The organism is Caballeronia sp. SL2Y3 (assembly GCF_022879575.1).
In the GTDB taxonomy this organism is placed as follows: domain Bacteria; phylum Pseudomonadota; class Gammaproteobacteria; order Burkholderiales; family Burkholderiaceae; genus Caballeronia.
On the sequence record NZ_CP084262.1, the window covers coordinates 128739 to 143060 of the forward strand.

General features: G+C 65.9%; 12 protein-coding genes. 7 read left to right on the forward strand and 5 right to left on the reverse strand.

All coding sequences use genetic code 11. From position 1 onward, the window contains the following. Positions 1 to 2: 2 nt before the first annotated feature. Complete coding sequence (gene prpB / locus LDZ26_RS19605; RefSeq protein ID WP_244850919.1) at positions 3 to 899, reverse strand: methylisocitrate lyase; 897 nt, start codon at positions 897 to 899, stop codon at positions 3 to 5. A gap of 187 nt (positions 900 to 1086) precedes the next feature. Between prpB and prpR the strand changes: the two genes are divergently transcribed. Next, positions 1087 to 3033 (forward strand): propionate catabolism operon regulatory protein PrpR, encoded by a 1947-nt coding sequence (prpR, locus tag LDZ26_RS19610; protein ID WP_244850920.1) that lies wholly within the window; start codon positions 1087 to 1089, stop codon positions 3031 to 3033. Positions 3034 to 3063: 30 nt separating this feature from the next. On the opposite strand, the gene LDZ26_RS19615 is transcribed toward prpR, so the two are convergent. The 4 genes from LDZ26_RS19615 to LDZ26_RS19630 are packed head-to-tail and all read right to left on the reverse strand — an operon-like array spanning position 3064 to position 5998. Next, positions 3064 to 3696, reverse strand: a complete 633-nt coding sequence (locus tag LDZ26_RS19615) for a YdcF family protein (RefSeq protein WP_370650746.1) — start codon at positions 3694 to 3696, stop codon at positions 3064 to 3066. A 31-nt stretch (positions 3697 to 3727) separates the two neighbouring features. Next, positions 3728 to 4354: a dual specificity protein phosphatase family protein gene (locus tag LDZ26_RS19620; protein WP_244850921.1), complete on the reverse strand. Its 627-nt coding sequence runs from the start codon at positions 4352 to 4354 to the stop codon at positions 3728 to 3730. Beyond that, entirely contained in the window at positions 4347 to 4856 is a 510-nt protein-coding gene (locus LDZ26_RS19625; protein WP_244850922.1) for a hypothetical protein, read from the reverse strand. Before LDZ26_RS19625 ends, LDZ26_RS19620 begins: the two co-directional genes overlap by 8 nt. Next, positions 4853 to 5998, reverse strand: coding sequence for a glycosyltransferase (locus LDZ26_RS19630; RefSeq protein WP_244850923.1), 1146 nt, complete (start codon positions 5996 to 5998; stop codon positions 4853 to 4855). Before LDZ26_RS19630 ends, LDZ26_RS19625 begins: the two co-directional genes overlap by 4 nt. Before the next feature lie 300 nt (positions 5999 to 6298). On the opposite strand from LDZ26_RS19630, the gene LDZ26_RS19635 reads away from it, so the two are divergent. The 6 genes from LDZ26_RS19635 to LDZ26_RS19660 are packed head-to-tail and all read left to right on the forward strand — an operon-like array spanning position 6299 to position 14235. After that, positions 6299 to 7906, forward strand: coding sequence for an ABC transporter substrate-binding protein (locus LDZ26_RS19635; RefSeq protein WP_244850924.1), 1608 nt, complete (start codon positions 6299 to 6301; stop codon positions 7904 to 7906). A gap of 10 nt (positions 7907 to 7916) precedes the next feature. After that, positions 7917 to 8897, forward strand: a complete 981-nt coding sequence (locus LDZ26_RS19640; protein ID WP_244850925.1) for an ABC transporter permease — start codon at positions 7917 to 7919, stop codon at positions 8895 to 8897. Positions 8898 to 8922: 25 nt separating this feature from the next. Then, a complete protein-coding gene (locus LDZ26_RS19645; protein WP_244850926.1) occupies positions 8923 to 9879 on the forward strand; it encodes an ABC transporter permease in 957 nt (318 codons plus the stop codon). Next, entirely contained in the window at positions 9876 to 11582 is a 1707-nt protein-coding gene (locus tag LDZ26_RS19650; RefSeq protein WP_244850927.1) for an ABC transporter ATP-binding protein, read from the forward strand. Before LDZ26_RS19645 ends, LDZ26_RS19650 begins: the two co-directional genes overlap by 4 nt. A gap of 33 nt (positions 11583 to 11615) precedes the next feature. Next, on the forward strand, positions 11616 to 12839 hold the full coding sequence (locus LDZ26_RS19655; RefSeq protein ID WP_244850928.1) for an acyl-CoA dehydrogenase family protein: 1224 nt from the start codon (positions 11616 to 11618) through the stop codon (positions 12837 to 12839). 37 nt (positions 12840 to 12876) lie between these two features. Further along, entirely contained in the window at positions 12877 to 14235 is a 1359-nt protein-coding gene (locus LDZ26_RS19660) for an LLM class flavin-dependent oxidoreductase (protein ID WP_244850929.1), read from the forward strand. Positions 14236 to 14322 lie beyond the last annotated feature (87 nt).

Below are 14322 nucleotides of genomic sequence, written 5' to 3' on the forward strand. Positions count from 1 at the left end.
GGTTATTTCTTCGCAGCAAAGAGCTGGTCGAGTCTATCTTCGTAGGCGTGATAGCCCAGATACTTATAAAGGTCGGCGCGCGTCTGCATGGTTTCGACTGCGGCCTTTTGTGTGCCATCGCGCTTCACGGTCTCATAGAAGTTGAGCGCGGCGGCGTTCATCGCGCGATACGCCCCGCAGCAGTACAGCGCGATATCGACATTCGCTTCCCTCAGTTCGTCGACGGTAAAGAACGGCGTCGAGCCGAATTCGGTCAGATTCGCGAGAATCGGCACTTGCACGGCTGCCTTGAATCGGCGGTAGTCGTCGAGCGTCTTCATCGCTTCGGGGAAGATCATATCCGCGCCCGCCTCGACATACGCCACCGCGCGTTCGATTGCCGCATCGATGCCTTCGGAGGCCGCCGCGTCCGTGCGCGCCATGATGACGAACGCGTCGTCGGTGCGCGCATCGACCGCGGCCTTCACGCGATCCACCATCTCGCCGGTCGGCACGACTTCCTTGCCGGGCCGATGACCACAGCGCTTTTGCCCGACCTGATCTTCGATATGCACCGCCGCCACGCCCGCCTCGATGAACGAGCGGATCGTGCGCGCAATATTGAATGCGCCGCCCCAGCCGGTATCGATGTCGACCAGGAGCGGCAGCGACGACGCGTCGGTGATACGGCGGGCATCGATCAGCACGTCTTCCATCGTGCTGATGCCGAGATCCGGCATGCCGAGCGAGTTCGCGGCCACGCCGCCGCCCGACAAATAGAGCGCCTTGAAGCCGACCGCTTCTGCCATCTTCGCGGCGTAGGCGGTAATGGCCCCGACGACCTGCAACGGCGACTCTTCCTCGACGGCGCGGCGGAATCGCGCTCCTGCGCTGCCTGGCGTCTGGTATTCAGAATTCACATTCGTCTCCTACTGAGGGTCCGCCCTTAAAGCAACTAGCTTGCCAATCGCCGGACAGCACGTAACTCCTTGATTCTCCAGAGGCGGACCGAATCACTCTCGCACAGCCGTTTCCACCGTGAATCGGCGATTCCAAAAGTGAAATCGTCGTGCATACTGCATGCTCCCACCCGGCACTCAAAACACCATGCAAACCGAAACCACGTCTCGCCCTCGCATCTGGGCGGTGGGGATCAGCCGGCTCAGGGCGTTGTTCATCGATCTCGCGGGCGCCTACCAGGATCGCGCCGAGCTCGAAGTCGTGCCGCTCGCCTATGAAGATGCCGCGCGCAGCATCGAATCCGCGCCCGATGGGCGGCCGGATGTCGTCGTGGCGGGCGGCTCCAACGGCGCTTATCTCAAGAGCCGGGTGTCGGTGCCGGTGGTCGTCATCAGCCCGACCGGCTTCGATGTGATGCACGCGCTGACCAAGGCGCGACGCGAGGGCGCGAGCGTCGCGCTCGTCACGCACGGCGACACGCCCGATGAAATTCGCCGCTTCCTGGCCGCCTACGGCATCGAGGTGATCTGCGAGTCGTACCGGTCGGCGCAGGACGCGGAGAGCCTCGTGCTGGACCTGCGCGACCGCGGCGTCGACGTGGTCGTCGGCCCGGGGCTCGTCGCGGACCTCGCGGCCGAAGCGGGCATGAACTCCGTGTTCCTCTATTCACGCACGTCCGTCGTCGCGGCGTTCGAGACCGCGCTCGAAGTCGCGCAGGCGATGCGCGGCGAGGCCGCCCGCCGTAATCGCCTGGACAACCTGTTGCAGCATCTTCGCGATGGCGTCGTCGCGGTCGATGCAGAAGGGCGCATCGAAGCGATGAATCGTCAACTGGCCGCCGCGCTTGGCATTTTGGATGCATCGCGCGTGGTCGGCCGGGCGCTCTTGGATGTCGCGCCCGAACTGCAAGGCGTGTTGCCGGCTGCCGACGGCGACGTGTTCGGCGCGGTACGCGGGGTGAGCTACGCGATTCATCGTGGACCGCTCGCGAGCGGCGGCGCATCGGACGGCACCGTCTTCACGTTTCAGGAATCGCGCGCGGTCGAGCGGCTCGACCGAAGCCTCCGATCGCGGCGAGGCGCGCAGGAATTCGTCGCGCGCTATCGGCTGGAGGACGTCGTCGGCGAGTCGGAAGCCATCGAGCGGGTAAGGGCGCTCGTGCGCCGCTATGCGAAGTCCGATGCGACCGTGCTGATTCTCGGCGAGAGCGGCACGGGCAAGGAGATGGTCGCGCAAAGCATGCATCGCCTGAGCCGTCGCAAAGACTTTCCGTTCGTCGCGATCAACTGCGGGGCCTTTCCCGAAGCGCTGCTCGAAAGCGAACTGTTCGGCTACGAGGAAGGCGCGTTCACGGGCGCGCGCAAGGGCGGCAAGGCGGGTCTGATCGAGGCGGCGCATCGCGGCACGCTCTTTCTCGACGAAATCGGCGAGATGCCGCCTTCGCTGCAAAGCCGCTTGCTGCGGGTGCTGCAAGAGAGAGAGGTCATGCGTCTTGGATCGACGGAGCCGACGCGCGTCGATATCCGCGTGATCGCGGCGACGCATCGCACGCTCGTCGAAGGCGTCGCGGACGGCTCGTTTCGCGCCGACCTTTTCTACCGCATCAATATTCTGAGCCTGGCGTTGCCGCCGTTGCGCGCGCGCGCTTCGGACATTGTGCCGTTGGCCATCGAGCTGTTGATGCAGGCGGCGGGGCGCGACAACGCGCTGGCGCTGCGCGTGCGCAATCGCGAAGCGGCGGCGCGTGTTGTCGCGCCGCTCGAACAGGCATTGACGCGTCACGCGTGGCCCGGCAATGTCCGCGAGTTGCAGAACATCGTGGAACGGATTGCCGTCGAGATATCCGACATGCCGTTCGACGAGCATCGCCCGGTCGCGTTGACGCTCGATGATCTGCAAGTAATCGCGCCCGAGTTGTTTCCCGCGCAAGCCGAGGTCATGGCGAATCCGTCGCTTCGCGACATGAGCCGCTCCGTCGAAGCCGATCAGATCCGCGCGACGCTCGCTGCGTTTAATGGCGATCGCGACGCGGTCTGCAAGGCGCTCGGGATCAGCAAAACGACGCTGTGGCGCAGACTCAATGCGAAGCGGTGAAGCGCGGGATCCCCGCAAATTTCGGATTCCTCAGTGACCGGCATCGCGATCCCGAAGCAATCCGCGAATGAACCATACCGGCCGAATCGACACCGGCTGCGCGTCCGGATCCAGCGCGAGGCGAACGAAATAGACCGCGTACGCAGGCACTTCTCGCCAACTCGAATACACATCCATCCCCCGAAAGCGACGCGGATAGGCGCCGAGCACGATGTGAGCGCCCGCCTTTTCGAAGGCAAGCCGCGCTCGCGGCAGGTGGTAGTACTGCGTGATGAGCATGACGCGATGCATGCCGCGCTCACGCATGAAGGCCGTCGCGTTTCGAGCCGATGCGAGCGTGTTGTCGCCTCGATTGTCGACTACGATGTCGCCGTCCGCGACGCCGCGCTCGCGCAGCCACGCGCGCATCGCCTGGGCTTCGTCGAGACCCGGTCCGTCGATACTGCCGCTCACGAAGAGCACCGGACATTGCCCCGCGCGATGACATTGCAATGCCGCTTCGAGGCGCGGCCGCAGAATGGAGGCGGGCGTCCCGTCCCGGTTGAGAGCATTGCCGAACACGACCGCCACATCCGCGTTTCCCTGCGGCATGGCGAGGCCGCTCACGCAAATGCACGCGGCCGCCAGCATCCAGCAGCCCAGTATCGCGACGCCGATGCGCACAGCCCATCGAACGAGCCTCGATAACGTCACATCAGCCTCGCAACGGCTTTGCGCCTACTTGCTGCCTCAGCCAGTCGACATCGACCTGTTCGAGGTATCGCTTGATATTGCCCCAGACGGGATGAAAGCCGTACCCGCCATTGAGCAACTCGTCTTCCGCGGCCTCCTTGCTCCATCCTTGATAGACCACGCGATACAGCGCGGACACGAGTCCCGTGCGATCCGCGCCGTGCTGGCAATGAATCAGAACAGGCCCGTCGCGGTCCACATCGCGCAGCGCCTTGAGCGCGGCGATCATGTCTTGATCGCGGATATGCCACGTGTTCATCGGGATGCGCTGCAACGCGATCCCGCTTCCGGCGAGCAGGTCCTCGTCCGAATGAAACGAGCGAAAGCTCACGATCTTGCGGATGCCGAGCGCGTGCAATTGCGGCAAGTCGCTCGCCGATATCTGCGCGCTGCGATACAGCGAAGGCGTGATGCGATGCAGGTTCTCGATGCGCGTGAACTGCATCGGCTCCGCCCAGTTGAGCGGCCTTGCGGATGGCGTCAACTTCGCTGGCGTCGGTGCGAGGGCGCCGGCCGCCATCGAGGCAACGACACTCGACACGACAGTCATGCCTGCCGCATAGAACAGCGCGTTGAAGACCTTACGCATCGCGCGTCGCTTCCGTAGCCGTATCCGCTCGTCGCGATACGTAGAACAGCACGCACGCCGCCGCGCTCATCGTCCAGTAATCCGTCGGCGCGAACGCTATCCAATGCTTGTGCCAGGGCACATGAAGCGGATCGAAGCGCGCAAGGCCATATGCCGGGTTGAGCACGAACCACAGAAAGTCTTCAATGAGCCAGAAGACCATGATGCATGCGATGATGCGCGCCTCGATGCGCCACGACCATCGGGCAAAAAAGATGGCGGGCATGTGAAAGCACAGCGCCATGAACGGGAAGACCCAGGCGTGATAGCCGGTCATCGGCCTGCCGCCCCAGAAAATATCGAGCAGCCAGTGGTGTTCGATGCGCCACGTGGGCAGATTCGCGGCCCAGCCCGCGCTGCCTTCGATCTGGATCTCGACGTTGGCGAAGAAGAAGCCCAACAGCGCGACCCATGCGACGAGCGCGAGCGTGCGTGCGCGCGGCAACCAGCGGCACGCCTTCATGCCGCCTCCGAAGCCGGCGACGACAATTCACGCAGCACCGCGTCGAGCACGAAACGTCCGGCGTGCGGCCGCGCGAGCGGCGCGATCCGGCGGCGCATGTTGTCGAGTTGCGAAGGATCGCGCAGGAGAGCACGAACGCGATATTCGAGCCCGACTGCATCGACGGCCTTTAGCGCGACGCCCTGTTCGAGCAGAAAGTCGGCGTTGCGTTCTTCCTGTCCGGGAATCGGCGCATTCAGGATCATCGGCAGATGCATCGCAAGACACTCGGAGGTCGTCAGTCCGCCGGGCTTCGTGATGACGAGGTCGGAAGAGGCCATCAATCGTTCGACGCTGGGCGTGAAGCCGGACGCGTGTAGCCGTCCCGGATAGCTGACGCTCAGTTCATGCAAAGCGCGCAGCATCGACTCGTTGCGGCCGGCAAGGGCGATCAGCTGAAAGTCGCCGTCCATGCGCAAGAGGCGCGCGGCGAGCGTATCCAGCGCGCCCAAGCCTGCGCCGCCGGACATCATCAGAAGCGTGAGCCGTTCGGGATCGAGACCGACTTCGGCCGCGCACGCCGCCCGGTCGAGCTTCTCGCTGAACGCAGGCATGACGGGAATGCCGCCCACATGAACCGACGCCGCCGGCACGCCACGCGCGGCCATGCGCCACGCCACTTCGTCGTTAGCGGCGAAATAGCCGTGCATGCCCGGCACCACCCATAGGCGATGGAGATCGAAGTCGGTGACCTGCACCCAAACCGGCGTGCGCAGATTCCCTCGCCGAGTCTCACGCGACAACAATTCCGCCGGCAGAAAATGCGTGCAGACGATGGCATCGGCTTGGTGCCGCCCGATCTCTGCTTGCAACGCGCGGCAGTTCAGGCGTTCGACGGCGCGCCGCAGCCGCTCGCCGAACGATCGCGGCGAGGCATGATCGGTCTTCTGATAGAGATAACTCCACAACGCCGGCTGATGCGACACCAGCTTGATATAGAAATCGGCGTAGAGCGCCTTGAAGCTCGCGGGCACGTAGTCCATCACGTCGAGATGCACGGCTTCGACGCCCGCCGGATGGGCCGCCGCATACGCGCACAGCGCCTCGGCGGCGCGCACGTGTCCTGCGCCAGCGCTGACGCTCAGAATAAGGAGCTTCGGCATGAGAAACGGTAGGTGGAGATTCGTCAGGATGACGTTGCAAATTCGACCGGGATCATAGCGGTAATGAGGCGTCGCATACCGTGGCGCATCGATTTTCACAATTGGTCGGTGCCGCATGTTTCTTCGCTAATCTCTCGCGACCTGCTTTGCATATGCCGAACGCTTGGTTTGCGTTCGGCGATTGCCGTTCTATGGTGACGGCTTGCGCGGATCACGCGGCGGTGCAGCATTCGTACCGCAGGCGGCGGTTCGTCGCGAGCTCATCCAACCGACGAATGCAACGCACGAGAACGGCATCGCATGACAGGCATCAACCGACGACACTTCCTTCTTTCCACGGGCGCCGCGCTGGCGTCGGCAAGCCTCTCCTCGCTGTCTTTCGCACAGAGCAAGGACGCCGGGGCGCCGCGGCGCGGCGGCACGCTCAACATGCTGATCAATCCGGAGCCGCCGGTGCTGGTGTCGATCTTCCAGACGACCGGCCCCGCGCTCGTGGCGAGTTCAAAGGTGCTCGAAGGTCTGCTCGCCTATGACTTCGATCTGAAGCCCAAGCCACAGCTTGCGACCGCATGGAAGGTGGCCGACGACGGCCTCAAGTACACGTTCACCCTGCGCGAGAACGTCAAGTGGCACGACGGCCAGCCGTTCACGTCAGCGGACGTCGCGTTCTCGATCGACCTGCTGAAGTCGGTGCATCCGCGTGGCCGCAGCACGTTCGCGAACGTCACGCGAGTCTCGACGCCCGATGCGCGCACGGCCGTCATCGAACTGGCGAAGCCCGCGCCGTACCTGCTGAAGGCGCTGTCGGCGGGGGAGTCGCCCATCGTGCCGAAGCACCTGTACGCATCCAGCGACCCGCTCTCGAATCCGCACAACAACGCGCCCATCGGCACGGGGCCGTTTCGCTTCAAGTCGTGGACGCGCGGGGCGAACATCGTCTACGAGCGCAATCCGGATTACTGGGACGCGGGCAAGCCCTACATCGATTCGCTCGTTCTGAAAGTGATTCCCGATGCCGCCGCGCGCTCGGCCGCGTTCGAAACCGGCGCGCTCGATGTGGGCGGAGAAAACCCGGTGCCGCTCACCGACTTGCCGCGTCTCACGCAACTGCCGCAACTCGTGACGGAGACGCGCGGCTATCGCTTTCTCGAACCGCTGTCGGAAATCGACTTCAATCTCGATCACCCGATTCTCAAGGACCTGCGCGTGCGGCAGGCGATCGCGCATGCAATCAATCCGCAGATCGTGCAGAAGACGATCGCATACGGATATGCCGACATCTCGCCCACGCCGATCACGCCGGGCTCGCCCTACCACGATGCGAAGCTCGCGCCCTATGCGTTCGATACCGCCGCCGCCGAGAAGCTGCTCGACGCGGCGGGTTATCCGCGCAAGAACGGCGGCCCGCGCTTTCAACTCACGCACGACTTCCTGCCTTACGGCGACATGTACCGGCGTCAGGCGGACTATGTGAAATCGGCGCTCGCGCGCGTGGGCATCGACGTGACCGTGCGCTCGCAAGACTTGCCGTCGTTCCTCAAGCGCGTGTATGCGGACCGCCAGTTCGACTTCACGAGCATCGGCGTCAATACGCTGTTCGATCCGAGCGTGGGCGTGCAACGGCTCTACTGGTCGAAGAACATACGGCCCGGCGTGCCGTTCTCGAATGCGCCGCATTACAGCAATCCGGACGTGGACCGGCTGCTCGAATCGGCATCGACCGAGCCGGACGAAAGCAAACGCGTCGCGCTCTTTCAGCAGTTTCAGCAGATCGTCTACCGCGACCTGCCGATCCTGAATCTCGTCGCGCCGCGCATGGTGACGCTCGCGAACCGGCGCGTGCGCAATCACACGGTATCGGCGCAAGGTCTCGAAGGCAATTTCGCCGACGTGTATCTGAGCGCGTGAGGGCATCGTCATGAACCGACGCGCGCGCCTCGTTGCGATCGCCCGACGCACCGCATGGCAGGCGGTGCCGACGGTCTTGGCCATCGTGGTCCTGAACTTCTTCCTGCTGAAGCTGATGCCGGGCGACGCCGCCGACGTGCTCGCGGGCGAATCCGGCTCCGCGACGGCGGAGACGCTCGCCGCGCTGCGAGCGAAGTTCGGGCTGGACCAGCCGCTCCTGCATCAACTCGGCGCGTATCTGTCGCATCTCGCGCATTTCAGCCTCGGCTACTCGCCGCGATACGACGCGCCCGTGATGCAGCTCATTCTCTCCCGCTTGCCGAACACGCTGATCCTGATGGGCAGCGCGCTCGCCTTCGCGATCGTGGCGGGCGTCGTGCTCGGCGCGATCATGGCGCACTGGGCCGGCAAGTGGCCGGACCGCGTGCTGTCGGTGCTCGCGTTGCTGCTCTATTCGACGCCGGGCTTCTGGATCGGCCTTCTCGCGATCATCCTGTTCTCGGTGCGGCTCGGCTGGCTGCCGAGCGGCGGTGACGTGACAGTGGGCGCGAATCTGCACGGCCTCGCGTATGTCGCCGATGTCGCGAAACACGCGCTGCTGCCCGCCGCGACGCTCGGCACGTTTTTCGTCGCGATCTACGCCCGCCTCACGCGCGCCGCGATGCTGGAAGTGCAGCGTCAGGACTTCGTGCGCACCGCGCATGCGAAGGGGCTGCACCCGTTGCGGGTGAGCGTGCGCCACGTGCTGCGCAACGCGCTGATGCCGCTCACGACGATGGTCGGCATCCACTTCGGCACGCTGCTCGGCGGCGCGGCCGTCACCGAGACGGTGTTCAGCTGGCCGGGCCTCGGCCGCCTCGCGCTCGATGCGGTCATGGCGCGCGATTTCAGCGTGCTGCTGGGCGTACTGCTGCTGTCGTCGCTGCTCGTGATGGCCGCCAACCTCGTAATCGATCTGCTGCAGGCGTGGCTCGATCCGCGCATCGCCTGAAACCTTTCCTTTCTTCGGCTCAAGCATGGCAACCGACTCTTCCGAACTCGTCACGGCGCAAGCATCCGCGGGGTCCGCGTGGCGGCGTCAACTCGCAGGCGCGGTGTTCGGCGCGCGCCGCACGCAGGCCGACTCGGCACGCGCCACGCGCGGCGTGTGGCGCGCGCTGCTGCGCAATCCGTCGGCGCTCGCGGGCATCGTGCTGCTCGTCGCGCTCCTGTCGCTCGCGCTCGCCGCGCCGCATCTCTTTCCCGGCGATCCGCTCGACATGGTCGCGCCGCCGTTCGAGTGGCCCGGCGCCGATCCGCTCTACGCGCTCGGCACCGACTCGCTCGGGCGCGATGTCGCGGCGGGCATCGCGCACGGCACGCGCGTGTCGCTGCTGATCGGCGCGTCGGCTGCCGGCATCGGGCTCGTCATCGGCACGCTCGTCGGCGCGCTGGGCGGCTTCTTCGGCGGCGTCATCGACGATCTGCTCGCGCGCGTGACCGAGGTCTTTCAGACCGTGCCGTCGTTTCTGCTGGTGATCGTCATCGTCGCCATCGGCAAGCCGAGCGTGACGGTCATCGCGCTCGCGATCGGCATTGCGTCATGGCCGACGGTCGCGCGCATCGTGCGCGCCGAGTTCCGCACGCTGCGTCAGGCGGATTTCGTGCTCGCGGCGCGCAGTCAGGGCTTCTCCGATGCGCGCATCATCTTCGGCGAAATCCTGCCGAACGCGCTGCCGCCGGTGATCGTCACGGCCTCGGTGATGGTCGCGAGCGCGATTCTCATCGAATCGTCGCTCTCGTTTCTCGGCATGGGCGATCCGAACGTCGTCAGCTGGGGCGGCATGATCGGCGCGGGGCGCGATTCGCTGCGCACCGCCTGGTATCTGACGGCGCTGCCGGGCGCGGCCATCGTGATCGCCGTGCTCGCGCTGAATCTTCTCGGCGACGGCCTGAACGACGCGCTCAACCCTCGTTTGCGGGAGCGCGCATGAGCGAAGCCACTCTGCTGCAAGTGCGCGACTTGCGCGTGAACTTCGGCGCGCATCAGGCGGTGCGCGGCGTCGATCTCGACATCGCGCAGGGCGAGACGCTGGCGCTCGTCGGCGAATCGGGCTGCGGCAAGTCCGCGACGGCGCTCTCGCTGATGCGCCTGGTGCCCGCGCCAGGTGCCGTGACCGGCAGCGTGCGCTTTGCAGGTCGCGAATTGCTGACGCTCACGCCGCGCGAAATGCGCGACATTCGCGGCTCGCAGATCTCGATGATCTTTCAGGAGCCGATGACCTCGCTCAATCCCGTGCTGTCCATCGGCGCGCAGATTGCCGAGACCTTGCATCGACACGAAGCGCTCTCGAAGCAAGCGGCGCTGCGGCGCGCCGTCGAACTGCTCGATCTCGTCCACGTGCCGGAGCCGCAACGGCGCGTGTCCGACTATCCGCACGAACTGTCGGGCGGCCAGCGCCAGCGCGTGATGATCGCGATGGCGGTGGCGTGCCGTCCGCGCCTCTTGATCGCCGACGAGCCGACCACCGCGCTCGACGTGACGATTCAGGCGCGCATTCTCGAACTGCTCGACGAGCTGAAGCGCGAGTTGTCGATGTCGCTCCTGCTCATCACGCACGATCTGGGCGTGGTCGCGCAGCACGCGGATCGCGTCGCCGTGATGCTGGCCGGCCAGAAGGTGGAAGAGGCGCGCGTCCAGACGCTTTTCGCCGCGCCGGCTCATGCCTACACGCGCGGTCTCCTGGGCGCGTCGCTGAATCTGTCGGGTGACATTCACTATCGGGACTGGACGCTGCCCGAGATTCGCCACGGCAGCCGCGAGGACGGCGACACCGCGTTTCACGTGACGCCGCTTGCGCCGCGCACATTCGATGCAGCCACGCCTTCCGCCGATGCGCCGCTCCTGTCGGTGGACCGGCTCACGGTGGACTATGCGCATCGGCACGGCAAGGGCACGCTGCGCGCGGTGGACGGCGTGTCGTTCGATATCGCGGCCGGGGAGACCGTCGGCCTCGTCGGCGAATCCGGATGCGGCAAGTCGACGCTTTCTCGCGCGATTCTGCGGCTCGCGCCCGTCACCGGCGGCTCGATCCGTCTGCAAGGCACCGACCTCGTGCCGCTCGCCGAACGTGCGCTGCGACCGCTCCGGCGACGCGTGCAGATGGTATTTCAGGACCCCTATGCGTCACTAAATCCGCGCCGCACCGTCGGCGAGATTCTCGATACGGTGATGGCGGTCAATGGCATCGGCGGCATCGGCGGCGACGCCCGCACGCGGCGCGCGCGCGCTTCGGCCATGCTCGATCGCGTCGGCCTGCCCGCCGCCGCGCTCGCTCGCTATCCGCACGAGTTTTCCGGCGGACAGCGGCAGCGCATCGGCATCGCCCGCGCGCTGGTGCTCGAACCGGCGCTCCTGATCTGCGACGAACCGGTGTCCGCGCTCGACGTTTCCATTCAGGCGCAGATTCTGAATCTGCTCGTCGAGCTGAAGCGCGATCTGGGGCTTGCTTATCTCTTCATCTCGCACGATCTCTCCGTGGTGCGCTATATCGCCGATCGCGTGCATGTGATGCACGGCGGCAGGATCGTCGAGAGCGGCGACCATCGCGATATCTGGCGCGCGCCGCGGCACGCGTACACGCGCGCGCTGCTCGATGCGATTCCCGCAGGCCGCCCGAACGCGCACGCGGCCTGACCTCTCTGCACGATTCATCAACAAGGAAGAAAGATGTCGATACTCGCACGCATCCGCACAGAGCCGGATCACGCATTGCAGGACGCGCTCGACGCGCTGCCGGCGCTCGCCCGCGAAATCGGCGAAGAAGCCGCCGCCCGCGAGGCGCGCCGCGAGTTGCCGTTCGAAGCGTTCGCGCGCTTTCGGGCCTCCGGCTTAGGCAAGCTGCGTCTGCCGGTGGAGTGGGGCGGTCTCGGCGGCTCGCTCGAAGACGTATTCCACGTCATCTCGACGCTCGCCGCGCACGAAAGCAACGTGGCCCATGCACTGCGCATCCACTTCGATCAGACCGAAGCGCTGCTGCTTTCGCCGCGCACGCCGTTCAACGCGTTGCAGATCGAGCGCATCGTGGATGGCGCGATATTCGGCGGCGCTTCGACCGAAGCGGGCACGTCGCGTCCGGGCGAGATCACGACGCAACTCACGCGCGACGGCGACCACTATCGCCTGAGCGGGCGCAAGTACTACGCGACGGGCACGGCCTTCGCGGACTACGCGCGGCTCAACGTGCAGGATGATCGCGGCGAACCGGTCGTCGCGATCGTGCCGGTGCGGCGCGAAGGTCTGCATGTGCTGGACGACTGGGACGGCATGGGCCAGCGCATGACGGCAAGCGGCAGCCTCGTGTTCGATTCGTTGCGCGTGCAGGCCGACGAAATCGCGCCGCGCAATCTGACGACTCTTGCCGGCCGCCACGCCGGCGCGCTGCGGCAACTGCATCTGGTGGCGGTGGCGGCGGGCATCGTGCGCAACGTGCTCGCCGATGCCAAACGCTACGTCGTGCAACACGGGCGCCCCGCGTTGCACAGCCCCGCGCCGACCGCGCGCGAGGATGCGTTCATTCAACAGGTCGTGGGCGATCTGTCGTCGCACAGTCACGCGATCGACGCCCTCGTGCGCGAGAACGCCCGCGCGCTCGACCGCTCGTCGCGTGCGGTGCGCGACGGCGACGCGCATGCCGATGCGCTCGTGCTCGAAGGCGCGCTCGTCACCGCGCGCACGCAGCTCGTCGTGAGCAAGCTCGCGCTGCATGCGGCGGAACGAATGTTCGAAGCGGGCGGGGCGTCGGCCACGTCGCGCGCACACAACTTCGACCGCCACTGGCGCAATCTGCGCACCATCTTCAGCCACAACCCGCTGCTGCATAAATCGCGCGTGATCGGCGACTACGAACTGAACGGCGTGACCACGCACCTGACCGAAGGGCGCGTGTTCTGAGCGCCGCGGCCAACATCATCGAAACGGAGTGACAGTCATGAGCGCATCTCTTCCGCGCCAGTTGCATCTCAACATCAACGCGCTGCATTCGGGCTTCGTGCCGTCGGCGTGGCGCGTGGCTGACGCCGATCCGCGCGCGTTCATCGACGTGAATCATTACGTGCGGCTCGCCCAGACCGCCGAGCGCGCCTGCCTCGACGCGATCTTTCTGGCGGACAACGCCGCGATCTCCGATCAGCTCGACATGCGTCCGATCACCGCGCTCGAACCGACGATGCTGCTCACGAGCGTGGCCGCCGCGACCACGCATATCGGACTGATCGCGACCGCCTCGACGAGCTACAACGAGCCGTATAACATCGCGCGCCGGTTCGCGACGCTTGATCTGATCAGCGGCGGCCGCGCCGGCTGGAACATCGTGACGACGGCCGATCTGCCGTCCGCGCGCAACTTCGGTCTCGACGCGGTGCCGCAGCACGCGGAACGCTATGCCCGCGCCGATGAGTTCGCGACGCTCGTGAAATCGCTCTGGAACAGCTGGGAAGACGATGCGCTGGTGGCGGACAAGGCGAGCGGGCGTTTCGTCGATCTGGACAAACTGCATCCGGCGCAGCATCGCGGGCGCTTCTTCGGCGTGCAGGGCGCGCTCAACCTGCCGCGTTCGGCGCAAGGGCATCCGGTGCTGGTGCAGGCGGGCGCATCGGGCGATGGACGCGAACTGGCCGCACGTCACGCGGAGGCCGTGTTCTCGGCGTCGCAGTCGTTCGACGAGTCGCGCGCCTACCGCGCCGACCTCAACGAGCGGGCGGCGCGCTATGGACGCGGCCCGAACGCCGTGAAGGTGCTCGCCGGGCTGACCACGATCATCGGCGCGACGGAGAGCGAGGCGCTGCGCCGCCGCGATGAACTCGTCGATCTGATTCCGTGGCGCTACAGCCTCAACCGCCTCGCGGGGACGCTCGGCGTGCCCGTCGAATCGCTGCAACTCGACGCACGCCTGCCCGCCGATCTGCCGCTGCCCAACGACGGCAACGGTAATCACACGTTCTTCAACGCGACGCTCGCGCAGGCGCGCACGCACGGTTATACGGTGCGCGAACTGGTGCGCGCGCTGGCGGGCGGCGGCGGGCATCGCGTGATCGTCGGCACGCCCGAACAGGTGGCGGACGACATCACGCACTGGTTCGAAAACGGCGCGGCCGACGGTTTCAATCTGATGCCGGACGTGCTGCCCGACGGTCTGGAAGCGTTCACGGAAGGCGTCGTGCCGATCCTTCAGCGGCGCGGCATCTTCCGTCGCGCTTACGAAGGCACGACGCTGCGCGGACACTTGGGACTCGCGATTCCGGCGGGCCGGGGCGGTCCTGCGGTCGAGCCCGAAGCGCGGGCGGCCTAACCCCCTCCGCACTTTCCCTATGTTACGATCGTAACAACGATGCGATAGACTGAGATCAATCTATCAAAAAGCTGTTGTGCGTTGCGC

What these genes read in the sequence shown, in the direction of transcription:
- LDZ26_RS19630 (WP_244850923.1), bottom strand. Translation starts at nt 5,998, where the DNA reads ATGCCGAAGCTCCTTATTCTGAGCGTCAGCGCTGGCGCAGGACACGTG.
- LDZ26_RS19655 (WP_244850928.1), top strand. Translation starts at nt 11,616, where the DNA reads ATGTCGATACTCGCACGCATCCGCACAGAGCCGGATCACGCATTGCAG.
- LDZ26_RS19660 (WP_244850929.1), top strand. Translation starts at nt 12,877, where the DNA reads ATGAGCGCATCTCTTCCGCGCCAGTTGCATCTCAACATCAACGCGCTG.
- LDZ26_RS19650 (WP_244850927.1), top strand. Translation starts at nt 9,876, where the DNA reads ATGAGCGAAGCCACTCTGCTGCAAGTGCGCGACTTGCGCGTGAACTTC.
- LDZ26_RS19620 (WP_244850921.1), bottom strand. Translation starts at nt 4,354, where the DNA reads ATGCGTAAGGTCTTCAACGCGCTGTTCTATGCGGCAGGCATGACTGTC.
- LDZ26_RS19625 (WP_244850922.1), bottom strand. Translation starts at nt 4,856, where the DNA reads ATGAAGGCGTGCCGCTGGTTGCCGCGCGCACGCACGCTCGCGCTCGTC.
- LDZ26_RS19645 (WP_244850926.1), top strand. Translation starts at nt 8,923, where the DNA reads ATGGCAACCGACTCTTCCGAACTCGTCACGGCGCAAGCATCCGCGGGG.
- LDZ26_RS19640 (WP_244850925.1), top strand. Translation starts at nt 7,917, where the DNA reads ATGAACCGACGCGCGCGCCTCGTTGCGATCGCCCGACGCACCGCATGG.
- LDZ26_RS19635 (WP_244850924.1), top strand. Translation starts at nt 6,299, where the DNA reads ATGACAGGCATCAACCGACGACACTTCCTTCTTTCCACGGGCGCCGCG.
- prpR (WP_244850920.1), top strand. Translation starts at nt 1,087, where the DNA reads ATGCAAACCGAAACCACGTCTCGCCCTCGCATCTGGGCGGTGGGGATC.